Source organism: Enterobacter sp. BIDMC 26 (assembly GCF_000534435.1).
GTDB lineage: Bacteria > Pseudomonadota > Gammaproteobacteria > Enterobacterales > Enterobacteriaceae > Enterobacter > Enterobacter ludwigii.
In genome coordinates this window covers 4,370,379-4,392,547 of record NZ_KI973182.1, presented here as the reverse complement: position 1 = coordinate 4,392,547, position 22,169 = coordinate 4,370,379, and the positions used below count along the sequence as shown (strand labels likewise).

Sequence of the window (22,169 nt, the reverse complement as noted above, 5' to 3'; positions counted from 1 at the left end):
ACTACCTTTAGTTTATCGCGTTGCGAAATAACAAAAATCTGGAGGAATGTCGTGCAAACTTTTCAAGCCGATCTTGCCGTTATAGGCGCTGGCGGGGCTGGATTACGTGCTGCGATTGCTGCAGCACAAGCTAATCCCAACGCTAAAATCGCATTGATTTCAAAAGTCTATCCGATGCGCAGCCATACGGTTGCCGCAGAAGGAGGATCCGCCGCCGTTGCGCAGGATCATGACAGCTTCGAATACCATTTCCACGACACGGTTGCAGGGGGCGACTGGCTTTGCGAGCAGGATGTCGTTGACTACTTTGTACACCATTGTCCTACGGAGATGACCCAGCTTGAACAGTGGGGATGTCCGTGGAGCCGTCGTCCGGACGGCAGCGTCAACGTTCGCCGCTTCGGCGGGATGAAGATCGAACGCACCTGGTTCGCCGCCGATAAAACCGGCTTCCACATGTTGCACACCCTGTTCCAGACCTCCCTTCAGTTCCCACAGATTCAGCGCTTTGACGAACATTTCGTCCTCGACATTCTGGTTGATGACGGTCAGGCGCGCGGTCTGGTGGCGATGAACATGATGGAAGGCACCCTCGTCCAGATCCGCGCCAACGCGGTGGTCATGGCTACCGGCGGTGCGGGGCGTGTTTACCGCTACAACACCAACGGCGGTATCGTCACCGGTGACGGCATGGGCATGGCGCTCAGCCACGGCGTGCCGCTGCGGGATATGGAGTTCGTGCAGTATCACCCTACTGGTCTGCCAGGCTCCGGCATTCTGATGACGGAAGGTTGTCGTGGTGAAGGCGGTATCCTGGTCAATAAAAATGGCTACCGCTATCTGCAGGATTACGGCATGGGCCCGGAAACCCCGCTCGGCGAGCCGAAAAACAAATACATGGAACTGGGCCCGCGCGACAAAGTGTCTCAGGCCTTCTGGCACGAGTGGCGCAAAGGCAACACCATCTCCACGCCACGCGGCGATGTGGTCTACCTCGACCTGCGTCATCTTGGCGAGAAGAAACTGCTGGAACGTCTGCCGTTCATTTGCGAACTGGCAAAAGCCTACGTTGGCGTCGATCCGGTGAAAGAGCCGATTCCGGTACGTCCAACGGCCCACTACACCATGGGCGGTATCGAAACCGATCAGCAGTGCGAAACCCGCATTAAAGGGCTGTTTGCCGTGGGCGAGTGCTCCTCTGTCGGCCTGCACGGTGCTAACCGTCTGGGGTCAAACTCACTGGCGGAGCTGGTGGTCTTTGGCCGCATGGCGGGCGAACGCGCGATGGAGCGTGCTGCCACCGCGGGCGAGGCGAACAGCGCGGCGCTGGATGCCCAGGTCGTTGACGTCGAAAAACGGCTGAAAAACCTGGTGAACCAGGAAGGAAATGAAAACTGGTCGAAAATCCGCGACGAGATGGGCCTGTCGATGGAAGAAGGCTGCGGTATCTATCGTACCCCTGAGCTGATGCAAAAAACCGTGGATAAGCTGGCAGAGCTGCAGGAGCGCTTCAAGCGCGTACGCATTACCGATACCTCCAGCGTGTTCAACACAGACCTGCTCTATACCATTGAGCTGGGTCACGGCCTGAACGTGGCGGAATGTATGGCGCACTCTGCGCTGGCACGTAAAGAGTCACGCGGCGCGCATCAGCGTCTTGATGAAGGCTGCACCGAACGTGATGACGTCAATTTCCTGAAACACACTCTCGCCTGGCGCGATGCGGATGGCACCACCCGTCTGGACTACAGCGACGTGAAAATCACGACGTTGCCACCGGCTAAACGCGTGTATGGCGCAGAAGCAGAAGCCGCCGAGAAGAAGGAGAAGGCGAATGGCTGAGATGCAGAAACTGAAAATCGAAGTGGTGCGCTACAATCCGGAAGTGGACACCGCACCGCACAGCGCATTCTATGAAGTCCCTTATGACGAGCAAACCTCTCTGCTGGATGCGCTCGGCTATATCAAAGATAACCTTGCGCCGGACCTGAGCTACCGCTGGTCGTGCCGTATGGCAATCTGCGGCTCCTGCGGCATGATGGTCAACAAGGTGCCGAAACTGGCCTGTAAAACTTTCCTGCGTGAATACACCAAAGGCATCAAAGTAGAAGCGTTGGGTAACTTCCCGATTGAACGCGATCTGGTGGTCGATATGACCCACTTTATCGAAAGTCTGGAAGCGATTAAGCCGTACATCATCGGCAATCCACGTACGCCGGATCAGGGGACGAACACCCAGACACCAGCTCAGATGGCGAAATACCATCAGTTCTCCGGCTGCATCAACTGTGGTCTGTGCTACGCCGCGTGTCCACAGTTTGGCCTGAATCCAGAGTTTATTGGCCCGGCGGCCATTACCCTGGCACACCGCTATAACGAGGACAGCCGCGACCACGGTAAAAAAGAACGTATGGCGCAGCTTAACAGCCAGAACGGCGTCTGGAGCTGTACTTTTGTGGGCTACTGCTCCGAAGTCTGTCCGAAGCACGTCGACCCGGCCGCCGCTATTCAGCAGGGTAAAGTGGAAAGCTCGAAAGACTTTCTTATCGCCACCCTGAAACCACGCTAAGGAGTGCATAATGACGACTAAACGCAAAGCCTACGTGCGGCCAATGCCGTCCACCTGGTGGAAGAAACTGCCGTTTTATCGCTTCTATATGCTGCGTGAAGGCACCGCAGTGCCGGCGGTCTGGTTCAGCCTGGAGCTGATGTACGGCGTTTATGCCCTCAAACATGGCCCTGAAACCTGGGCCAGCTTTGTCGGCTTCCTGCAAAACCCCATCATCGTGATCCTGAACCTGATTGTGCTCGCGGCAGCGCTGCTTCATACCAAAACCTGGTTTGAACTGGCGCCAAAAGCGGCGAACATCATCATTAAAGACGAGAAAATGGGGCCAGAGCCTGTCATTAAAGGGCTATGGGGCGTGACGATCCTCGTCACTGTGGTCATTCTGTTTGTCGCACTGTTCTGGTAAGGAGACTACTGTGATTAATCCAAATCCAAAACGTTCTGACGAGCCGGTCTTCTGGGGACTGTTTGGCGCAGGGGGGATGTGGAGCGCCATCATCGCGCCGGTCATCATCCTGCTGGTCGGTATTATGCTGCCACTGGGGCTGTTTCCGGGCGATGCGCTGGGTTACGAGCGAGTACTGGCCTTTGCCAGCAGCTTTATTGGCCGTGTGTTCCTCTTCCTGATGATCGTCCTGCCGCTGTGGTGTGGCCTGCACCGTATTCACCATGCGATGCATGACCTGAAAATCCATGTCCCGAGCGGGAAATGGGTGTTCTACGGCCTGGCAACCATCCTGACGGTGGTTACGCTGATTGCCGTGGTTACTATCTGATACATCAGGCCCGCCCCCCGGCGGGCCTGTCATTTCTGCATTTTCCCCACCAGCCACTGCGCAAACTCACGCATTGCAGGGGTTTCTGTCCGTGACTGCAATCGGGTTAACCAGTAACTGCCCAGCTCAATCTGTGTCGCAAACGGCTGAATGATACGTTCACTGTTCAGCAGATGAGTGAACATACTCACAGGCGCGATAGCAATTCCCACGCCGGCCTGCGCGGCTTCCAGCATGGTAACGGATGAATCAAACACCATCACCCGATGCGTTGGTGACGGCGGGAGTTCGCCCGCGGCCTGCATCCACGCCGACCATTCGTCGCGTCGGTAAGAGCGCAGCAGCGTAAACTTCAGCATGTCCGCCGGTGCTTGTAGCCCGACGGCAATTTCAGGCGTGCACAGCGGAGCCAGCGGCGCAGAACACAGAAACGTCGCTTCAGTGCCATGCCACGCCCCTCCACCGTAGCGGATCGTGTAATCCAGCCCTTCGGCGGCCGGATCGACGCGGTTATTATGGGTCGAAAGATGCAGATCGATATGCGGATAGCGGCGACGGAAATCATCCAGCTGCGCGAATAACAACCCGGTCGCAAAAGTCCCCACCACGCCAATTTTAAGCTTCTCCAGCGCGCGATGACTGGCAAAGCGATCCAGCATGCCGGCGATACGATCAAACGAATCGTTCAGCACCGGCAGCAGATTCTCGCCCTCTGTCGTCAGCATCAATCCGCGCGAAACCCGGACAAACAGCTGACAGTTCAGATGTTGTTCCAGCGTCTTAACGTGCTGACTGATGGCTGAATGGGTGACATTCAGCTCAATGGCAGCATTAGTAAAACTGAGGTGCCTTGCGGCGGCTTCGAAGGCACGAAGCGAATTAAGCGGTAAATAGCTGCGTGTCATCGACCCATCCGTTAGAAAAATTAACAGCTAATGCTAAATTTAACCGTTTGTCAGCCACAGTCAAATCCAACAGACTGGGTATGTCTGACGGGCCCGGACACTCCCTTGACTCGCTATTACGGAAGATAACTGATGATGAAAAAATCCCTGTGCTGCGCTCTGCTGCTCAGCACCTCCTGCGCTGCATTAGCCGCACCTCTGTCAGAAACACAGCTGGCGAAGGTCGTGGAACGTACCGTTACGCCCCTGATGAAAGCGCAGTCTATTCCGGGTATGGCGGTCGCCGTGATCTATCAGGGCCAGCCGCACTACTTCACCTTCGGTAAGGCCGATGTCGCCGCGAACACACCCGTCACTGCACAAACGCTGTTTGAGCTGGGCTCAATCAGCAAAACCTTCACCGGCGTTCTGGGTGGCGATGCTATTGCTCGCGGTGAAATGTCGCTGGGCGATCCGGTGACCAAATACTGGCCTGAGCTGACCGGCAAACAGTGGCAGGGCGTTCGCATGCTGGACCTGGCAACCTATACTGCCGGTGGCCTGCCGTTACAGGTGCCCGATGAGGTTACCGATAATGCCTCGCTGCTGCGTTTTTACCAGTCCTGGCAACCACAGTGGGCGCCAGGCACCACGCGTCTTTATGCGAATGCCAGCATCGGTCTGTTTGGGGCTCTGGCGGTGAAACCTTCTGGCATGCGCTTTGAGCAGGCGATGACGGAGCGGGTCCTGAAGCCGCTTAACCTGAACCATACGTGGATTAACGTTCCGAAGGCAGAAGAACAGCATTACGCCTGGGGTTATCGTGACGGTAAAGCGGTTCACGTTTCGCCGGGCATGCTCGATGCCGAAGCATATGGCGTGAAAACCAACGTGAAGGATATGGCGAGCTGGGTGGTGGCTAACATGGCCCCCGATGGGGTACAGGATGCCTCACTGAAGCAGGGCATGGTGCTTGCACAGTCTCGCTACTGGCGCACAGGCTCGATGTACCAGGGCCTGGGCTGGGAGATGCTCAACTGGCCGGTAGAAGCCAAAACCGTGGTGGAGGGCAGCGACAACAAAGTAGCGCTTGCACCGTTGCCCGTGGCAGAAGTGAACCCTCCTGCACCACCGGTAAAAGCGTCATGGGTACATAAAACAGGCTCGACGGGCGGATTTGGCAGCTACGTGGCATTTATTCCTGAGAAGGAACTCGGCATCGTTATGCTGGCGAACAAGAGCTACCCGAACCCGGCACGCGTGGAAGCGGCATACCGTATTCTGAGCGCTCTGCAGTAACATCTTGCCGGGTGATGCTGATGCCCACCCGGCCTGCAAAATTCCCGCATTTTCCTTGCTGTCATCTACACTTAACAAAAAACAGTAAGGAAACTCCTATGCGCATTTTGCCTGTTATCGCCGCAGTGACAGCCGCGTTTTTAGTGGTTGCCTGCAGCTCCCCTACTCCCCCTCCCGGCGTCACCGTTGTCAGCAATTTCGACGCACAACGTTTTCTTGGAACATGGTATGAAATCGCGCGCCTTGACCACCGTTTTGAACGGGGTTTAGAGAAGGTCACGGCAAATTACAGCCCGATGGATGACGGCGGTATTCAGGTTATCAACCGGGGCTATAATCCGGCTCGGGAGATGTGGCAGCAGTCGATTGGACAAGCGTACTTTACCGGCGACCCGCGACGGGCCGCGCTCAAAGTCTCCTTCTTCGGCCCGTTCTATGGCGGATATAACGTGATCGCGCTCGACAGAGAGTACCGTCACGCGCTGGTCTGCGGGCCGGATCGTAACTATCTGTGGATCCTCTCTCGCACCCCAACCCTTTCACCTGAGATGAAACAGCAGATGCTGGACGTCGCGACCCGGCAAGGGTTTGATGTGTCGAAACTCATCTGGGTAGAACAACCCCATTAATGGGTGCTGAGCTTCAACCCAATAATACCGGCCACAATCAGGGCGAGACTGGCGATACGCGCCAGACTCGCTGACTCCCCCAACAGCAGGATCCCCGTGATGGCTGCCCCCACGGCGCCAATTCCCGTCCAGACGGCATACGCTGTCCCCACCGGTAAAGAACGCATCGCCCACGAGAGCAAAACGATACTCACAATCATCGCGGTGATGGTAATGACGCTGGGTGTCAGGCGGGTAAAACCGTGGGTGTACTTCAGACCTATCGCCCATACCACTTCGAGCAGGCCAGCAATAACAAGAATGATCCAGGACATTTCAGGCTCCTTAACTTAAATGCAAGTTGGGGCCGTCCCCGATGAAGGAAGCGCTTACGGGTCGTCCCGCAAGGCAAAGATTACGCCTCATATTTTGGTTAGCGTGCGATTTTTTTTCAATCCTTTTGTGCTGAACATGTTAAGGCAAGAAATAGCCGCAGTATGCCGCGCAGTTCAGGCATTTATCACTCATCCGACTTCTCTATGATGATGTGCTTTCTGATGGCAGGAAGCCAAACCACTAGCCGACTGCGAATATAATATGTTCAAAATTCTTTTGATTGACCGTTGTCACTTCACCCGCACCGGGTTTGAAGCATGGCTCAATCATTCCGGTTTATTTCCGGAAAACGTCGTTGTGACCGGCCTGAATAATCTTTTCCTCGCCAGAGAGCACATTCTGCAATGGAAACCGACGCTGGTCATTGCTGACCTGCATGGGTTCAGACAGGATGTCCATCCCTTTCAGTCACTCTCATCTTTACTGAACGCCAGCGAAAGAGTGCCCTTTATTTTGCTGCAATCGGGTGAGGATAGTGAAATGACCGCCTGGCTGAAGCAATTCCCGGTCTGGTCATCGCTGTTGAAAAATGCACATCTTGAACAACTGGGGACAGTTATCCACAACGCACTCATTTCGCACGCGAACAGTGAAAAGCCAAAGGTAACCGCGCCTTTGCTGACGCGCCAGGAAGAGAAAGTGCTGACGTTGTGGATGGAGGGTGCCAGCAATCAGAAAATTGCGGCTCACCTGAGTATTAACGGTAAAACGGTCTATACCTATAAACGAAATATCCGCATGAAATTGCATATGGATACGCGTTATTCACCGTTTTTATCCCTGCAGGAATCAGAAAGCTGACGGTACGAAACCCGTCTGGTTCCGTACCGTTTATTCAATTACTGCTGTGCTTTACTTGCCGCACCAGAGATTGCACTACCACCTTCAGAAATATCCTGACCAACGCCACGCGTGGTATTACAGGCTGTTAATACTGAAGAAAGTACCAGGACTGAAAAGATCGCTGCAATTGTCTTCTTAACCATAATATCGTCCTTTTATAGCCAAAGTTGTTTTGTGTATAGCAACTTAAGAATAGACAATATCCCGTCGTTTGACGGAAAAGGACGCATTTTTAGGAAAATTAGACGGGGTTAGCTGGCCGCGTGAGAAATGATATGGCCGAGATCCTGGATATCTTCCCCCATTCCACGCGTGGTGTTACAGCCGGAAAGCAACGCGCTGGACAGCGCTAACAGAAGCAGAATTTTAACGGTACGGTTCATCATCCCTGCCTGCAAAAAACAGGCGCAGCGGGCGCTGCGCCTTCAGTCTTGACGTAAATTACTTCACGCGAGATACGTATTCGCCGGAGCGGGTATCTACTTTGATCACTTCACCAGTCTGTACAAACAGTGGAACTTTAACCACTGCACCGGTGGACAGGGTAGCTGGCTTGCCGCCAGTACCTGCGGTATCACCTTTCAGACCTGGGTCGGTTTCAACGATTTCCAGCTCTACGAAGTTTGGTGGGGTAACAGCGATAGGCTGGCCGTTCCACAGGGTCACGATGCACTCAGCCTGGTCCAGCAGCCATTTTTCGCTATCGCCAATCGCTTTAGCATCCGCAGACAGCTGCTCGAACGTTTCGTTGTTCATGAAGTGCCAGAACTCACCGTCGTTGTACAGGTAAGTCAGGTTCATATCGACAACATCAGCGCCTTCAGCGGAGTCAGTAGACTTGAAGGTTTTCTCAACACGGGTACCGGTCAGCAGGCGACGCAGCTTAACGCGCGCGAATGCCTGGCCTTTACCTGGTTTAACGAATTCGCTGGCTTCAACCGCGTACGGTTCGCCGTCCATCATGATTTTAAGACCAGCACGAAAATCGTTGCTATAGTACGTTGCCATAAGGCCCTCTAAATTTGTTAACTGGTAGCTAAGCCACAAAATGGCGCATATTGTAACCCTAAACACCCCGTCCAGAGAAGATTGGTTATCGCAACTTGCCGATGTAATCACCAGTCCTGATGAATTGCTGCGTCTGTTAGACCTCGATCAGCACCCAGAGTTGCTTGCAGGCCGCGAGGCTAAGCGACTTTTTGCCCTGCGTGTTCCCCGCGCGTTTGTTGCCCGTATGGAGAAAGGAAACCCTGACGATCCATTATTAAAACAAACGCTTACTGCGCAGGAAGAGTTTATATCGGCGCCAGGATACAGCACCGATCCTCTGGAAGAGCAGAACAGTGTGGTACCGGGTTTACTGCACAAATATCTCAACCGTGCTCTTCTGCTGGTGAAAGGCGGTTGCGCGGTAAACTGCCGTTATTGTTTCCGTCGCCACTTCCCGTATGCCGAAAATCAGGGTAATAAACGCAACTGGCAGGTCGCCCTGGACTATATCGCCGCCCATCCGGAACTGGATGAGATCATTTTTTCAGGTGGCGATCCGCTGATGGCAAAAGATCATGAGCTGGACTGGCTGTTGACCCAGCTTGAAGCCATTCCACACATTAAGCGTTTGCGCATCCACAGCCGTTTACCGATTGTTATTCCGGCACGTATTACGGACGGTCTGGTATCTCGCCTTGAGCAGTCTCGTTTACAGGTTCTGCTGGTGAACCATATCAACCATGCGAATGAAATCGACGAGGCATTCCGTGCGGCGATGGCGCGTCTGCGTAAAGCGGGTGTGACGCTGTTGAACCAGAGCGTGTTGCTGCGCGGTGTGAATGATAATGCCCGGGTTCTGGCGGAGCTCAGTAATGCGTTATTCGATGCGGGCGTGATGCCATACTACCTGCACGTACTGGATCGTGTGCAAGGCGCGGCGCATTTCATGGTCACGGATGAAGAGGCCCGGCAGATTATGCGCGAACTGTTAACGCTGGTTTCAGGCTATATGGTGCCGAAGCTGGCGCGAGAGATTGGCGGTGAGCCGAGTAAGACGCCGCTGGATTTGCAACTGCGGCAACAATAACGGCAGGTGGCGCTACGCTTATCCGCCCGGTGGGGTTGGGCGCAGCGCCATCAGCAATGTAGATCAGTTAGGGCACTTATAGACCTGGCCATTCATCTGGCTGGCCGTTGGCACGAAGCTGGACAACATCCCTTGCGACGGGCTGCTCACACCGTAAATCACGTTGCCACCCATCTCTGCAGCCTGGTTACGCAGCGCGTTAGCGGCACCGCGCATAGATCCACCTTCTTCACCGTGCTGACCCGACATCCAGTTGCTTTGCTCACCGGTTGCCGTGCCTAAAAACTGGCATTCGTTACCCGGCTTATCTTCAACAAAGCGAACGCCCTGACCTGCAGCAGACAGCTCATTGCTGGAGCTACAACCCGCCAGCAGCAATGCTGCTCCTACGATCCCTGCACAGACTTTTACGCGCATGTTATTCCTCGTTTTCAATAAGCTGGACAGCAGATGTTGTCCGTGTGTAAACCTTATACTAAAAAGATGACCAAAAGAAAAACCCCCGAGCATTTCTGCCCGGGGGTTTTTCTCATTCTAAGCGGTAAAGCGCACGATTACATCATGCCGCCCATACCACCCATGCCGCCCATACCCGCAGCACCTAAGTCAGGTGCGTCGCCTTTAGGCATGTCGGTCACCATGCACTCGGTAGTGATCATCAGACCCGCTACAGAGGCCGCGTACTGCAGTGCAGAACGGGTCACTTTGGTTGGATCCAGGATACCGAAGTCGATCATGTTGCCGTATTCTTCAGTTGCAGCGTTGTAACCGTAGTTACCTTCGCCCGCTTTCACCATGTTCGCAACCACGGATGGCTCTTCACCGGCGTTGGAAACGATCTGACGCAGTGGTGCTTCCATTGCGCGCAGCGCAACTTTGATACCCACGTTCTGATCTTCGTTCTGAGCAGTCAGGCCAGCCAGTTTAGCGGCAACACGCACCAGCGCGACACCACCACCAGCTACCACGCCTTCTTCTACTGCTGCACGGGTCGCGTGCAGAGCATCGTCAACGCGTGCTTTCTTCTCTTTCATTTCAACTTCAGTTGCCGCGCCCACTTTGATTACTGCCACGCCGCCTGCCAGTTTCGCTACGCGCTCCTGCAGTTTTTCACGGTCGTAATCAGAGGTTGCTTCTTCAATCTGCTTACGGATCTGAGCAACACGGCCCTGAATAGCCGCTTCTTCACCCACGCCATCGATGATGGTGGTGGTGTCTTTGTTGATCACAACGCGTTTAGCCTGGCCCAGGTCTTCCAGGGTCGCTTTTTCCAGCTCCATACCGATCTCTTCAGAGATTACGGTACCGCCAGTCAGGGTAGCGATATCCTGCAGCATCGCTTTACGGCGGTCGCCGAAGCCAGGTGCTTTAACCGCAGCCACTTTCACGATGCCACGCATGGTGTTAACCACCAGGGTCGCCAGTGCTTCACCTTCAACGTCTTCAGCAATGATAACCAGCGGCTTGCCTGCTTTCGCAACGGCTTCCAGCACTGGCAGCATTTCACGGATGTTGGAGATTTTCTTGTCAGCCAGCAGGATGAATGGGCTTTCCAGCTCAACAGCGCCCGTTTCTGGCTTGTTGATGAAGTATGGGGACAGGTAACCGCGGTCGAACTGCATACCTTCAACCACGTCCAGTTCGTCTTCCAGACCGGTACCGTCTTCAACGGTGATCACGCCTTCTTTACCGACTTTGTCCATCGCTTCCGCGATCAGTTTACCTACGGTTTCGTCGGAGTTAGCGGAGATAGTACCAACCTGAGCAATCGCTTTAGAGTCGGAGCATGGAACGGACAGTGTTTTCAGCTCTTCAACCGCCGCAGTAACCGCTTTGTCGATACCGCGCTTCAGATCCATTGGGTTCATACCCGCAGCAACGGCTTTCAGACCTTCGGTGATGATAGCTTGTGCCAGTACGGTTGCGGTGGTGGTACCGTCGCCTGCAGCGTCGTTCGCTTTAGAGGCAACTTCTTTCACCATCTGCGCACCCATGTTTTCGAACTTGTCTTCCAGCTCGATTTCACGTGCTACAGAAACACCGTCTTTAGTGATGGTTGGCGCGCCGAAGGATTTATCCAGCACTACGTTACGGCCTTTCGGGCCCAGGGTCACTTTAACTGCATCTGCCAGTACGTTTACGCCGCGGAGCATTTTTACACGAGCGTCGTTACCGAATTTTACGTCTTTAGCTGCCATGTTCTTATTTCCTCAAATTCTCGTGCGTAAAATTACGCTTCAACAATTGCCAGAATGTCGCTTTCGGACATGATCAACACTTCTTCATTGTCGATCTTCTCGGATTTCACGCCGTAGCCATCGTTGAAAATTACGATGTCACCAACTTTAACGTCCAGTGGCTGCACAGTTCCGTTTTCCAGAATGCGGCCCTTACCGACAGCGATGATTTCGCCACGCGTTGATTTTGCTGCTGCAGAACCAGTCAGAACGATGCCGCCAGCAGACTTGGTTTCAACTTCTTTACGTTTGACGATCACACGATCATGTAACGGACGAATACTCATTGATAGCTCTCCTTTGAGAAAGTCATTATCAGTTATGGATGACGCCGGTCCGCACGCGGTTTTCCGACTAGTGCCCTGAGAGATGGGGATAGCTTTTTCCCCCTTCAAGGGGCAGACGAAAAAAAATTTGCGAAAGTGTTACCATCGCCTCTCTTTTGATCGTGGCAGGGCGATGTCAATGAGTGGACTAAAACAGGAGTTGGGACTGGCGCAGGGCGTGGGTCTGCTGTCGACCTCCTTGTTAGGTACAGGTGTGTTTGCGGTACCCGCGCTGGCAGCACTGGTGGCCGGCAATACTAGCCTGTGGGCGTGGCCAGTGCTGATTGTGCTGGTGTTTCCGGTCGCGGTCGTGTTTGCCATCCTCGGACGGCATTTCCCTAGCGCGGGCGGCGTAGCGCACTTTGTCGGTATGGCCTTTGGTCCGCGACTGGAGCGGGTCACCGGCTGGCTGTTTCTTTCTGTTATTCCGGTCGGTCTACCGGCAGCGTTGCATATCGCGACCGGTTTTGGCCAGGCGCTGTTTGGCTGGCATAACGAGCAACTGCTGCTGGCCGAGCTGGGTACGCTGGCCATCGTCTGGTGGGTCGGCTCACGGGGTGCCAGCTCGAGTGCCAACCTGCAAACCGTCGTTGCAATACTGATTGTGGCCCTCATTGTCGCCATCTGGTGGAAAGGGGATATTACGCTGAAGGAGATCCCCTTCCCCGCGGTAAGTGAGGTCAACCATTCGCAGCTGTTCGCTGCGCTATCGGTAATGTTCTGGTGTTTTGTCGGGCTGGAGGCGTTCGCCCATCTGGCCTCTGAGTTTAAACAACCGGAACGGGATTTCCCGCGCGCCCTGATGATTGGCCTGCTGTTAGCAGGTACCGTTTACTGGGCCTGTACCGTGCTGGTACTGCATTTTAACGCGTTCGCCGCGGATAAAGTGGCCGCTGCCTCGCTGCCGGGCATTGTGGTGCAACTGTTTGGTCTGAAAGCGCTGTGGGTCGCCTGTGTTATTGGCTATCTGGCCTGTTTCGCCAGCCTCAATATCTACATCCAGAGCTTTGCGCGTCTGGTGTGGTCGCAGGCGCTTGATAAACCAGAGAGCCGCCTTGCGCGCCTGTCTAAACGTCAGCTGCCGTTGAATGCGCTTAATACCGTGCTGGGCTGCTGCGTCTTGAGTTCGCTATGTATTTACGCGCTGAATATCAATCTTGATGCCCTGATCGTGTACGCCAACGGGATTTTCATCATGATCTACCTGCTGTGCATGCTGGCGGGTTGTCGTCTGCTGAAAGGTCGCTATAAAGCGCTGGCAGTGGTTGGTGGCGTGCTTTGCCTGCTGTTGCTGGCGATGGTGGGGTGGAAAAGCCTGTATGCGATTAGCATGCTGGCGGGGCTGTGGCTGTTTTTACCGAAACGCGGCACCCTGTAAAACAAAGCCCGGTAGCGATTCGCTTACCGGGCCTGGCCTCTTTTACCGATCGTCTTTATGGTCTAAACGGTCGCGCTGTTCATCTTTACGCTGATACTCCCCTTCGAAAGTATCACCCGGCCCTGTGCTGAATCCACCGCCCGGCATACGGCTAAAACGCAGATGCGGCAGTAGCTTCATGGTCAGGTGTTTTTGCACCGGCGGCAGAAGCAGCAGCAGGCCGAGGAAGTCAGTGAAGAATCCCGGCAGGATCAGCAGCAGGCCAGCAATAATCAGCGAGACGCTTTTGATCATCTCTGCGGCCGGGCTTTCGCCTGCGGCCATCTTCTGCTGCATTATCAGGAAATTTTTGAAACCCTGATTACGCACCAGCGACATGCCGATCACCGAAGTGAAAATCACCAGAATCAGCGTTAACAGGACACCCAGTACATGGGCGACCTGGATAAAAATTGAAATCTCGATGTAAACATAGAGAAAGAAAGCAATAAATGGTATCCAGCGCACTGGCATCTCCTGTGTGGCAGGTGCCCTCAGGCCCCTGTCTGAATGTGTTCGCGAAACGCGTCTGTAAGAAATGGTGACGGTTAGCCAAAATTCAATCGGTTTGCACGGATATTTTTTCTGGAAATTTTAAAGCGGTGACTCATTTCACAGATTAATAATTATCATGGAATCGGGTCGATAATAAGTGATCCAGATTACGGCAATTCGCTATCATCAGCATATGATCTCGAACATCTGGCTGATTGAGGGAATAATCGTCGGTCAGAAAATATTCAAAACCACATAAATACTGTGTGTTTAGTACAATCCATCGGCAGCTTGAAAAGAAGGTTCACATGTTAAACAACATTCGTATCGAAGAAGACTTGTTGGGTACCAGGGAAGTTCCAGCGGATGCCTACTATGGTGTTCACACTCTGAGAGCGATTGAAAACTTCTACATCAGCAACAACAAAATCAGCGACATCCCTGAATTTGTACGTGGCATGGTGATGGTGAAAAAAGCCGCAGCACTGGCCAATAAAGAGCTGCAAACCATTCCAAAAAGCGCGGCAAATGCGATTATCGCTGCCTGCGATGAAGTGCTGAACAACGGCAAATGCATGGATCAGTTCCCGGTCGATGTCTATCAGGGCGGCGCGGGCACCTCCGTTAACATGAACACCAACGAAGTACTGGCAAACATCGGCCTGGAGCTGATGGGTCATCAGAAAGGTGAATACCAGTATCTGAATCCGAACGACCACGTTAATAAATGTCAGTCCACTAACGACGCCTACCCAACCGGCTTCCGTATCGCGGTGTATGCCTCCGTAGTGAAACTGGTGGACGCCATCAATCAGCTGGGTGATGGCTTCCAGCGCAAAGCCGTTGAGTTCCAGGACATCCTGAAAATGGGTCGTACCCAGCTGCAGGACGCGGTTCCGATGACACTCGGTCAGGAATTCCACGCGTTTAACGTGCTGCTTAACGAAGAAACTAAAAACCTGCTGCGCACCTCCGAGCTGCTGCTGGAAGTGAACCTGGGCGCAACCGCCATCGGCACGCGTCTGAATACGCCGGACGGTTACCAGCAGCTGGCGGTACAGAAGCTGGCTGAAGTCTCTAACCTGCCGGTTGTGCCTGCAGAAGATCTGATTGAAGCCACCTCCGACTGCGGCGCGTACGTTATGGTTCACAGCGCCCTGAAACGTCTGGCGGTGAAACTCTCCAAAATCTGTAATGACCTGCGCCTGCTCTCTTCCGGTCCACGCGCTGGTCTGAATGAAATCAACCTGCCAGAGCTGCAGGCCGGTTCGTCCATCATGCCGGCGAAAGTGAACCCGGTAGTGCCAGAAGTGGTGAACCAGGTCTGCTTTAAAGTCATCGGTAACGATACAACCGTGACCATGGCCTCTGAAGCCGGCCAGCTGCAGCTGAACGTCATGGAGCCGGTCATCGGCCAGGCAATGTTTGAATCCATCCACATTCTGACCAACGCCTGCTACAACCTGCTGGAGAAATGCGTTAACGGCATCACCGCAAACAAAGAAGTTTGTGAAGGGTATGTCTACAACTCCATCGGCATCGTCACCTACCTCAACCCGTTCATCGGCCACCATAACGGCGACATCGTCGGTAAGATTTGCGCCGAAACAGGTAAGAGCGTGCGTGAAGTCGTTCTGGAGCGTGGACTGTTGACCGAAGCCGAGCTGGACGATATCTTCTCGGCCCAGAACCTGATGCACCCGGCATACAAAGCGAAACGATATACCGATGAAAGCGAACAGTAGCAGTTCAGGCTAGGCTTCCTTAAGGCACGTCACTTGTGACGTGCCTTTTTTCTTTATAGGCGTTACCAAAATACAACAATTCAATATCAACTTGTTAATAAGCAAGGCAGGTCCTTATGTTTGGAGCAGAACTCGTCATCGTCCTGTTGGCGATTTATTTGGGAGCAAGACTCGGGGGTATCGGCATTGGTTTTGCCGGCGGTCTCGGGGTGCTCGTACTTACCCTTATCTTTCAGATTAAACCCGGCGCAATCCCTTTTGACGTTATCGAAATCATCATGGCGGTTATTGCCGCTATCGCAGCCATGCAGGTGGCAGGCGGTATGGACTACCTGGTGAGCCTGGCGGAGCGTATGTTACGCCGCCATCCAAAATACATTACCTTCCTTGCCCCGCTGGTGACGTGGTTTATGACCATTCTCGCCGGTACTGGCCACACCGCCTTCTCCACGCTGCCGGTCATTACCGAAGTGGCGAAAGAGCAGGGCATCCGTCCGTCTCGTCCACTCTCGATTGCCGTGGTCGCGTCCCAGATTGCGATTACCGCATCACCTATCTCCGCTGCGGTGGTCTTCTTCGCCGGTATCCTTGAGCCTATGGGCGTGAGTTACCTGACGCTGCTGGCCATCTGTATTCCGGTGACGCTGATTGCAGTGATGATCACCGCCGTGCTGTGTAACTTCCTCGGCGCCGAACTGAAAGACGATCCGGTTTATCAGGAGCGTCTGGCAAAAGGTGAAGTGAAACTGCGTGGTAGCCAGGTCTTCGAACTGAAGCCGCATGCAAAACGCTCCGTCTTGCTGTTCCTGATCGGTATCGTTGCGGTCATGTTCTACGCAACCGCCATCAGTGACACCGTGGGTCTGATCCAGAACCCGGTCCTGCCGCGTAACGAAGCGATTGTGGTATTCATGCTGACTATCGCTACGCTGATCAGCATCACCTGTAAAATCGACACCAGCGAAGTGCTCAACGCCAGCACCTTTAAATCCGGTATGAGCGCCTGTGTGTGTGTACTGGGTGTGGCCTGGCTTGGTGATACCTTCGTGAAAGCTCACATCAGCGATATCCAGACCGTTGCGGGCGACCTGCTGCACAACTATCCGTGGCTCCTGGCTGTGGTGCTTTTCTTTGCCGCAACCCTGCTTTACTCTCAGGCGGCCACCACCAAAGCCCTGATGCCTGCGGCACTGATGCTGGGTGTTACCCCGCTGACGGCTATCGCCTCGTTTGCTGCCGTTTCTGCGCTGTTCGTTTTACCCACCTACCCAACCCTGCTGGCGGCGGTTGAGATGGATGACACTGGCTCGACTCGCATCGGTAAGTACGTGTTTAACCATGCGTTCCTGATCCCGGGCGTGGTGGCTATCTCGCTGTGCGTGATCCTCGGCTTTATCATTGGCGGCATCGTGCTGTAAACAATGATAGGTTGTAAAAATAGTTAAAAACGGGCCGCTCTGCGGCCCGTTTCATTAATGACCAATAGCCTTGCGTGATATAGTGAAGACTTTCGTGATGAGGAGGTCGACTTGTGAACACGCCTGATGCCGTTGTTGTCCTTTGTACCGCCCCTGATGAAGCCTCTGCCCAGGATCTCGCCGCCAAAGTGCTGGCCGAAAAACTGGCAGCCTGCGTGACGCTCCTTCCTGGCGCCACCTCCCTTTACTACTGGGAAGGTAAACTGGAGCAGGAGTACGAAGTCCAGATGTTGCTCAAAACCAATCTGGCGAACCAGCAGGCACTCCTGGACTGCCTCAAATCTCATCATCCTTATCAAACCCCCGAACTGCTGGTATTGCCAGTGGTCCACGGCGACAACGATTATCTCTCATGGCTCAACGCTTCCTTACGCTGATCCTGCTGCTGTGCAGCACATCAGTTTTTGCCGGGTTATTTGACGCTCCCGGCCGTTCGAACGTTATTTCTGCCGACCAGGCATTTGTTTTCGATTTTCAACAAGATCAGCATGACCTGAATCTTACCTGGCAGATAAAAGAGGGGTATTACCTCTATCGCAAGCAGGTCAGCATCACGCCTGCTCAGGCAAAGGTAGGCCCACTTCAGATGCCTGCGGGCGAGTGGCATGAAGACGAGTTTTTCGGCAAAAGTGAAATCTATCGCCAGCGGTTAAGCGTGCCCGTGGCGGTCAATCAGGCCGATAAAGGCGCCACCGTGACCGTCACGTATCAGGGCTGTGCTGATGCAGGCTTCTGCTATCCGCCGGAAACCAAAGTCATTCCGCTGAGCGAAGTTAAAGCGGCCGCCAGTATGCCTGCTCTTCCCGCAGGGGAGAGCACCGGGGTGAAGGACGACGGTCGCACAGCGCTGCCCTTCTCCGCCTTGTGGGCTTTACTGATTGGTATCGGCATCGCCTTCACGCCGTGCGTGCTGCCCATGTATCCGCTTATCTCCGGGATTGTCCTTGGCGGCAAGCAACGTCTTTCAACCGCACGCGCCCTGCTGCTGGCCTTTATCTACGTGCAGGGTATGGCGTTAACCTACACCGCACTTGGCCTCGTGGTTGCTGCTGCCGGACTGCAGTTCCAGGCTGCACTTCAGCACCCTTATGTGCTGGCTGGCCTGTCGATCGTATTTATTCTGCTGGCGCTGTCGATGTTTGGTTTGTTCAGCTTACAGCTGCCGTCCGCGTTGCAGACTCGCTTAACGCTGATGAGTAACCGTCAGCAGGGTGGTTCCCCGGGCGGCGTGTTCGTGATGGGTGCCATCGCCGGGTTGATTTGCTCACCGTGCACTACCGCGCCACTGAGCGCGATCCTGCTGTATATTGCCCAGAGCGGTAACCTGTGGCTCGGCGGTGGTACGTTGTATCTCTACGCGCTGGGAATGGGTCTGCCATTGATTCTGGTAACGGTATTTGGCAACCGTCTGCTGCCCAAGAGCGGCCCGTGGATGGAGACGGTGAAAACCGCGTTTGGTTTTGTCATTCTGGCGCTGCCGGTGTTCTTACTCGAGCGTATTATCGGCGACGTCTGGGGGATGCGCCTGTGGGCAATGCTCGGTGTTGCCTTCTTCTGTTGGGCGTTTATCACAAGCCTGGCAGCGAAAAAGCCGTGGATGCGTCTGGTGCAAATCCTCCTGCTCGCCGCCGCGCTGGTGAGCGTACGGCCACTGCAGGACTGGGCATTTGGCACACCCGCGGGACAAACGCAGGCGCATTTGAACTTCATCCAGATAAAGAACGTGGATGAACTCAACAGCGCACTGGCGCAGGCGAAAGGCAAACCGGTCATGCTGGATCTGTATGCGGACTGGTGTGTCGCCTGTAAAGAATTCGAAAAGTACACGTTTAGCGATCCGCAGGTGCAAAGTGCACTGAAAGAGACGGTTCTGCTCCAGGCGAACGTCACCGCCAACAGTACAGCGGATAAGGCACTGCTGAAGCAACTTAACGTGCTGGGTCTGCCAACCATTCTGTTCTTCAATGAACAGGGCCAGGAGCAGCCCGCACAGCGTGTAACCGGGTTTATGGACGCGACGGCATTCAGCGCGCATTTGCGCAATCGCCAACCGTAAACAACACTTGAAACGGGACAAACCGTTGGGAATAACGGAGGAGATAACCGTGCAACGCGAAGACGTACTGGGACAAGCCCTGCAATTACTTGAGATTCAAGGGATCGCCAGCACCACGCTTGAGATGGTAGCCGACCGTATTGATTATCCTCTGGATGAACTCATGCGCTTCTGGCCGGATAAAGAGGCGCTGCTTTACGATGCCCTGCGTTATCTCAGCCAGCAGGTTGATGTCTGGCGCAGGCAGCTGATGTTAAATGAAGAACTGACTGCGGAGCAAAAGCTGCTGGCGCGTTATACCGCCCTGAGCGAATGCGTAAGCAACAACCGTTATCCGGGTTGCCTGTTTATTGCCGCCTGCACCTTCTACCCTGACCCCGGCCATCCTATCCATCAACTGGCGGATCAGCAAAAGCGGGCGGCGCATGATTTCACGCACGAACTGCTGACCACGCTCGAAGTGGATGACCCGGCGATGGTCGCTAAGCAGATGGAGCTGGTACTGGAAGGTTGCCTGAGCCGCATGCTGGTAAACCGTAGCCAGGCCGATGTGGATACAGCACACCGTCTGGCCGAAGATATCCTGCGTTTTGCGCAGTGTCGTATGGGTGGCGCGCTGACGTAATCTGTCTGAAGAATTTGACCTGTTCGGCGCGTAAACCATCAGATTGCCGCAAAGTTAAGCAGTTGAACGGCTTTTCCCGAAATAGTGTTGACGATCAGGCGCGATTGCGGTTTAATGCGCTCCGTTGCCCGGATAGCTCAGTCGGTAGAGCAGGGGATTGAAAATCCCCGTGTCCTTGGTTCGATTCCGAGTCCGGGCACCACTATTTAAAGAACCCAGCCTATGGCTGGGTTTTTGCTTTTCTGCGTATGATAAACTCTCCTGTAACCACTCTCCGGTCACATCCTCGTAAACCTGTTCCTGCAGTATTTCATGGCGCTTAAAGTGGCCCTGTGTACACTAAATTCCGTACTGATCTGAAATGTTTGGGGATCCTGAAGAGAGATGATGGGGTTTGGGGTTACCGTATCGTGGCTTCGCCTTGTCTGGCGGCACTATTTGGGGTATTCAGATGTGTATTTCGCGCCCCAAAGCAAAAAACCCCGCACCATACGGTACGGGGTTCTTTTAATTGATGCCTGGCAGTTCCCTACTCTCGCATGGGGAGACCCCACACTACCATCGGCGCTACGGCGTTTCACTTCTGAGTTCGGCATGGGGTCAGGTGGGACCACCGCGCTAAAGCCGCCAGGCAAATTCTGTAATCTGTATCAGCTGAAAATCGTCTCTCTCACGCCAAAACAGCTTCGGCGTTGTAAGGTTAAGCCTCACGGTTCATTAGTATCGGTTAGCTCAACGCATCGCTGCGCTTACACACCCGACCTATCAACGTCGTAGTCTTCAACGTTCCTTCAGGAGACTTAAAGTCTCAGGGAGAACTCATCTCGGGGCAAGTTTCGTGCTTAGATGCTTTCAGCACTTATCTCTTCCGCATTTAGCTACCGGGCAGTGCCATTGGCATGACAACCCGAACACCAGTGATGCGTCCACTCCGGTCCTCTCGTACTAGGAGCAGCCCCCCTCAATTCTCCAGCGCCCACGGCAGATAGGGACCGAACTGTCTCACGACGTTCTAAACCCAGCTCGCGTACCACTTTAAATGGCGAACAGCCATACCCTTGGGACCTACTTCAGCCCCAGGATGTGATGAGCCGACATCGAGGTGCCAAACACCGCCGTCGATATGAACTCTTGGGCGGTATCAGCCTGTTATCCCCGGAGTACCTTTTATCCGTTGAGCGATGGCCCTTCCATTCAGAACCACCGGATCACTATGACCTGCTTTCGCACCTGCTCGAGCCGTCACTCTCGCAGTCAAGCTAGCTTATGCCATTGCACTAACCTCCTGATGTCCGACCAGGATTAGCTAACCTTCGTGCTCCTCCGTTACTCTTTGGGAGGAGACCGCCCCAGTCAAACTACCCACCAGACACTGTCCGCAACCCGGATCACGGGTCTACGTTAGAACACCAGCCATTAAAGGGTGGTATTTCAAGGTTGGCTCCACGCAGACTGGCGTCCACGCTTCAAAGCCTCCCACCTATCCTACACATCAAGGACCAGTGTTCAGTGTCAAGCTATAGTAAAGGTTCACGGGGTCTTTCCGTCTTGCCGCGGGTACACTGCATCTTCACAGCGAGTTCAATTTCACTGAGTCTCGGGTGGAGACAGCCTGGCCATCATTACGCCATTCGTGCAGGTCGGAACTTACCCGACAAGGAATTTCGCTACCTTAGGACCGTTATAGTTACGGCCGCCGTTTACCGGGGCTTCGATCAAGAGCTTCGCGTTACCGCTAACCCCATCAATTAACCTTCCGGCACCGGGCAGGCGTCACACCGTATACGTCCACTTTCGTGTTTGCACAGTGCTGTGTTTTTAATAAACAGTTGCAGCCAGCTGGTATCTTCGACTGATTTCAGCTCCATCCGCAGGGACTTCACCTACATATCAGCGTGCCTTCTCCCGAAGTTACGGCACCATTTTGCCTAGTTCCTTCACCCGAGTTCTCTCAAGCGCCTTGGTATTCTCTACCTGACCACCTGTGTCGGTTTGGGGTACGATTTCGTGTTACCTGATGCTTAGAGGCTTTTCCTGGAAGCAGGGCATTTGTTACTTCAGCACCGTAGTGCCTCGTCATCACACCTCAGCGTTAACAAGGAACCGGATTTACCTGGAACCTCCGCCTACATGCTTAAACCGGGACAACCGTCGCCCGGCTAACATAGCCTTCTCCGTCCCCCCTTCGCAGTAACACCAAGTACAGGAATATTAACCTGTTTCCCATCGACTACGCCTTTCGGCCTCGCCTTAGGGGTCGACTCACCCTGCCCCGATTAACGTTGGACAGGAACCCTTGGTCTTCCGGCGAGCGGGCTTTTCACCCGCTTTATCGTTA

At 54.1% G+C, this 22,169-nt stretch carries 23 protein-coding genes, 1 tRNA gene, 1 rRNA gene and 1 other annotated feature (1 of these 26 only partly in view); of the genes, 15 read left to right on the top strand and 10 right to left on the bottom strand.

Annotated elements, in window-relative coordinates:
- The first annotated feature begins 51 nt into the window (after positions 1-51).
- The 4 genes from frdA to frdD are packed head-to-tail and all read left to right on the top strand — an operon-like array spanning position 52 to position 3,345.
- On the top strand, positions 52-1,842 hold the full coding sequence (gene frdA / locus L462_RS02850; RefSeq protein WP_014168298.1) for a fumarate reductase (quinol) flavoprotein subunit: 1,791 nt from the start codon (positions 52-54) through the stop codon (positions 1,840-1,842).
- The gene (frdB, locus tag L462_RS02855; protein WP_020882957.1) at positions 1,835-2,569 is read left to right on the top strand and encodes a fumarate reductase iron-sulfur protein; all 735 of its coding nucleotides are present in this window, start codon (positions 1,835-1,837) and stop codon (positions 2,567-2,569) included. Before frdA ends, frdB begins: the two co-directional genes overlap by 8 nt.
- A gap of 10 nt (positions 2,570-2,579) precedes the next feature.
- Positions 2,580-2,975, top strand: coding sequence for a fumarate reductase subunit FrdC (gene frdC, locus L462_RS02860; protein ID WP_014168296.1), 396 nt, complete (start codon positions 2,580-2,582; stop codon positions 2,973-2,975).
- 10 nt (positions 2,976-2,985) lie between these two features.
- Positions 2,986-3,345, top strand: coding sequence for a fumarate reductase subunit FrdD (gene frdD, locus L462_RS02865; protein ID WP_032679414.1), 360 nt, complete (start codon positions 2,986-2,988; stop codon positions 3,343-3,345).
- A 29-nt stretch (positions 3,346-3,374) separates the two neighbouring features.
- Here the strand turns inward: frdD and ampR are convergent, their stop codons facing one another.
- Entirely contained in the window at positions 3,375-4,250 is an 876-nt protein-coding gene (gene ampR, locus L462_RS02870) for a LysR family transcriptional regulator AmpR (protein ID WP_032679413.1), read from the bottom strand.
- 132 nt (positions 4,251-4,382) lie between these two features.
- Here ampR and blaACT point away from each other — a divergent pair, with 132 nt between their 5' ends.
- Both blaACT and L462_RS02880 read left to right on the top strand, forming a co-directional pair.
- Positions 4,383-5,528, top strand: coding sequence for a cephalosporin-hydrolyzing class C beta-lactamase ACT-132 (blaACT, locus tag L462_RS02875; protein WP_032679412.1), 1,146 nt, complete (start codon positions 4,383-4,385; stop codon positions 5,526-5,528).
- Positions 5,529-5,626: 98 nt separating this feature from the next.
- Positions 5,627-6,157 (top strand): lipocalin family protein, encoded by a 531-nt coding sequence (locus L462_RS02880; RefSeq protein WP_032679411.1) that lies wholly within the window; start codon positions 5,627-5,629, stop codon positions 6,155-6,157.
- Here L462_RS02880 and sugE read toward each other — a convergent pair.
- Positions 6,154-6,471, bottom strand: a complete 318-nt coding sequence (gene sugE / locus L462_RS02885; RefSeq protein WP_014168291.1) for a quaternary ammonium compound efflux SMR transporter SugE — start codon at positions 6,469-6,471, stop codon at positions 6,154-6,156. The two genes, L462_RS02880 and sugE, sit on opposite strands and share 4 nt — an antisense overlap.
- A gap of 262 nt (positions 6,472-6,733) precedes the next feature.
- On the opposite strand from sugE, the gene L462_RS02890 reads away from it, so the two are divergent.
- A complete protein-coding gene (locus tag L462_RS02890) occupies positions 6,734-7,333 on the top strand; it encodes a helix-turn-helix transcriptional regulator (RefSeq protein WP_032679410.1) in 600 nt (199 codons plus the stop codon).
- 38 nt (positions 7,334-7,371) lie between these two features.
- On the opposite strand, the gene ecnB is transcribed toward L462_RS02890, so the two are convergent.
- The 3 genes from ecnB to efp form a co-directional block, all read right to left on the bottom strand.
- Entirely contained in the window at positions 7,372-7,518 is a 147-nt protein-coding gene (gene ecnB / locus L462_RS02895; protein WP_014168289.1) for a lipoprotein toxin entericidin B, read from the bottom strand.
- Positions 7,519-7,626: 108 nt separating this feature from the next.
- Positions 7,627-7,758 carry an entericidin A/B family lipoprotein gene (locus L462_RS02900; RefSeq protein WP_025206267.1) on the bottom strand — a complete coding sequence of 44 codons (132 nt, stop codon included), beginning with the start codon at positions 7,756-7,758 and terminating at the stop codon, positions 7,627-7,629.
- Positions 7,759-7,816: 58 nt separating this feature from the next.
- The gene (gene efp, locus L462_RS02905) at positions 7,817-8,383 is read right to left on the bottom strand and encodes an elongation factor P (RefSeq protein WP_014882207.1); all 567 of its coding nucleotides are present in this window, start codon (positions 8,381-8,383) and stop codon (positions 7,817-7,819) included.
- A 40-nt stretch (positions 8,384-8,423) separates the two neighbouring features.
- On the opposite strand from efp, the gene epmB reads away from it, so the two are divergent.
- Positions 8,424-9,452 carry an EF-P beta-lysylation protein EpmB gene (gene epmB / locus L462_RS02910; protein ID WP_025206268.1) on the top strand — a complete coding sequence of 343 codons (1,029 nt, stop codon included), beginning with the start codon at positions 8,424-8,426 and terminating at the stop codon, positions 9,450-9,452.
- Between the two features lie 63 nt (positions 9,453-9,515).
- Here the strand turns inward: epmB and L462_RS02915 are convergent, their stop codons facing one another.
- The 3 genes from L462_RS02915 to L462_RS02925 form a co-directional block, all read right to left on the bottom strand.
- A complete protein-coding gene (locus tag L462_RS02915) occupies positions 9,516-9,869 on the bottom strand; it encodes a DUF4156 domain-containing protein (RefSeq protein ID WP_020882965.1) in 354 nt (117 codons plus the stop codon).
- Positions 9,870-10,006: 137 nt separating this feature from the next.
- On the bottom strand, positions 10,007-11,650 hold the full coding sequence (gene groL / locus L462_RS02920) for a chaperonin GroEL (RefSeq protein WP_032679409.1): 1,644 nt from the start codon (positions 11,648-11,650) through the stop codon (positions 10,007-10,009).
- A gap of 32 nt (positions 11,651-11,682) precedes the next feature.
- A complete protein-coding gene (locus tag L462_RS02925; RefSeq protein ID WP_003855929.1) occupies positions 11,683-11,976 on the bottom strand; it encodes a co-chaperone GroES in 294 nt (97 codons plus the stop codon).
- 178 nt (positions 11,977-12,154) lie between these two features.
- Between L462_RS02925 and yjeH the strand changes: the two genes are divergently transcribed.
- A complete protein-coding gene (gene yjeH / locus L462_RS02930; protein WP_032679408.1) occupies positions 12,155-13,393 on the top strand; it encodes an L-methionine/branched-chain amino acid transporter in 1,239 nt (412 codons plus the stop codon).
- A gap of 42 nt (positions 13,394-13,435) precedes the next feature.
- On the opposite strand, the gene L462_RS02935 is transcribed toward yjeH, so the two are convergent.
- A complete protein-coding gene (locus tag L462_RS02935; RefSeq protein WP_032679407.1) occupies positions 13,436-13,900 on the bottom strand; it encodes an FxsA family protein in 465 nt (154 codons plus the stop codon).
- Between the two features lie 335 nt (positions 13,901-14,235).
- Here L462_RS02935 and aspA point away from each other — a divergent pair, with 335 nt between their 5' ends.
- From aspA to L462_RS02965, 6 genes are all read left to right on the top strand, one after another.
- Positions 14,236-15,672, top strand: coding sequence for an aspartate ammonia-lyase (gene aspA, locus L462_RS02940; RefSeq protein WP_020882968.1), 1,437 nt, complete (start codon positions 14,236-14,238; stop codon positions 15,670-15,672).
- A gap of 116 nt (positions 15,673-15,788) precedes the next feature.
- Positions 15,789-17,090 carry an anaerobic C4-dicarboxylate transporter gene (locus L462_RS02945; protein ID WP_006178930.1) on the top strand — a complete coding sequence of 434 codons (1,302 nt, stop codon included), beginning with the start codon at positions 15,789-15,791 and terminating at the stop codon, positions 17,088-17,090.
- 113 nt (positions 17,091-17,203) lie between these two features.
- Positions 17,204-17,527, top strand: a complete 324-nt coding sequence (gene cutA, locus L462_RS02950; RefSeq protein ID WP_014168278.1) for a divalent cation tolerance protein CutA — start codon at positions 17,204-17,206, stop codon at positions 17,525-17,527.
- The gene (locus L462_RS02955) at positions 17,503-19,206 is read left to right on the top strand and encodes a protein-disulfide reductase DsbD (RefSeq protein ID WP_032679406.1); all 1,704 of its coding nucleotides are present in this window, start codon (positions 17,503-17,505) and stop codon (positions 19,204-19,206) included. The genes cutA and L462_RS02955 overlap by 25 nt, the downstream gene beginning before the upstream one ends.
- A 49-nt stretch (positions 19,207-19,255) precedes the next feature.
- Entirely contained in the window at positions 19,256-19,831 is a 576-nt protein-coding gene (locus L462_RS02960) for a transcriptional regulator (RefSeq protein WP_020882970.1), read from the top strand.
- A 126-nt stretch (positions 19,832-19,957) separates the two neighbouring features.
- A tRNA-Phe gene (locus tag L462_RS02965) sits at positions 19,958-20,033 on the top strand.
- A 314-nt stretch (positions 20,034-20,347) separates the two neighbouring features.
- On the opposite strand, the gene rrf is transcribed toward L462_RS02965, so the two are convergent.
- Positions 20,348-20,463: ribosomal RNA gene (gene rrf, locus L462_RS02970) — 5S ribosomal RNA — on the bottom strand.
- Positions 20,464-20,527: 64 nt separating this feature from the next.
- Positions 20,528-22,169, bottom strand: a sequence feature (23S ribosomal RNA rRNA prediction is too short); it runs 205 nt beyond the window's last position.

What these genes read in the sequence shown, in the direction of transcription:
- efp (WP_014882207.1), bottom strand. Translation starts at nt 8,383, where the DNA reads ATGGCAACGTACTATAGCAACGATTTTCGTGCTGGTCTTAAAATCATG.
- L462_RS02900 (WP_025206267.1), bottom strand. Translation starts at nt 7,758, where the DNA reads ATGAACCGTACCGTTAAAATTCTGCTTCTGTTAGCGCTGTCCAGCGCG.
- ecnB (WP_014168289.1), bottom strand. Translation starts at nt 7,518, where the DNA reads ATGGTTAAGAAGACAATTGCAGCGATCTTTTCAGTCCTGGTACTTTCT.
- L462_RS02925 (WP_003855929.1), bottom strand. Translation starts at nt 11,976, where the DNA reads ATGAGTATTCGTCCGTTACATGATCGTGTGATCGTCAAACGTAAAGAA.
- aspA (WP_020882968.1), top strand. Translation starts at nt 14,236, where the DNA reads ATGTTAAACAACATTCGTATCGAAGAAGACTTGTTGGGTACCAGGGAA.
- frdB (WP_020882957.1), top strand. Translation starts at nt 1,835, where the DNA reads ATGGCTGAGATGCAGAAACTGAAAATCGAAGTGGTGCGCTACAATCCG.
- L462_RS02945 (WP_006178930.1), top strand. Translation starts at nt 15,789, where the DNA reads ATGTTTGGAGCAGAACTCGTCATCGTCCTGTTGGCGATTTATTTGGGA.
- sugE (WP_014168291.1), bottom strand. Translation starts at nt 6,471, where the DNA reads ATGTCCTGGATCATTCTTGTTATTGCTGGCCTGCTCGAAGTGGTATGG.
- epmB (WP_025206268.1), top strand. Translation starts at nt 8,424, where the DNA reads ATGGCGCATATTGTAACCCTAAACACCCCGTCCAGAGAAGATTGGTTA.
- frdC (WP_014168296.1), top strand. Translation starts at nt 2,580, where the DNA reads ATGACGACTAAACGCAAAGCCTACGTGCGGCCAATGCCGTCCACCTGG.
- groL (WP_032679409.1), bottom strand. Translation starts at nt 11,650, where the DNA reads ATGGCAGCTAAAGACGTAAAATTCGGTAACGACGCTCGTGTAAAAATG.
- ampR (WP_032679413.1), bottom strand. Translation starts at nt 4,250, where the DNA reads ATGACACGCAGCTATTTACCGCTTAATTCGCTTCGTGCCTTCGAAGCC.
- L462_RS02890 (WP_032679410.1), top strand. Translation starts at nt 6,734, where the DNA reads ATGTTCAAAATTCTTTTGATTGACCGTTGTCACTTCACCCGCACCGGG.
- yjeH (WP_032679408.1), top strand. Translation starts at nt 12,155, where the DNA reads ATGAGTGGACTAAAACAGGAGTTGGGACTGGCGCAGGGCGTGGGTCTG.
- L462_RS02915 (WP_020882965.1), bottom strand. Translation starts at nt 9,869, where the DNA reads ATGCGCGTAAAAGTCTGTGCAGGGATCGTAGGAGCAGCATTGCTGCTG.
- blaACT (WP_032679412.1), top strand. Translation starts at nt 4,383, where the DNA reads ATGATGAAAAAATCCCTGTGCTGCGCTCTGCTGCTCAGCACCTCCTGC.
- L462_RS02880 (WP_032679411.1), top strand. Translation starts at nt 5,627, where the DNA reads ATGCGCATTTTGCCTGTTATCGCCGCAGTGACAGCCGCGTTTTTAGTG.
- L462_RS02955 (WP_032679406.1), top strand. Translation starts at nt 17,503, where the DNA reads ATGGCTCAACGCTTCCTTACGCTGATCCTGCTGCTGTGCAGCACATCA.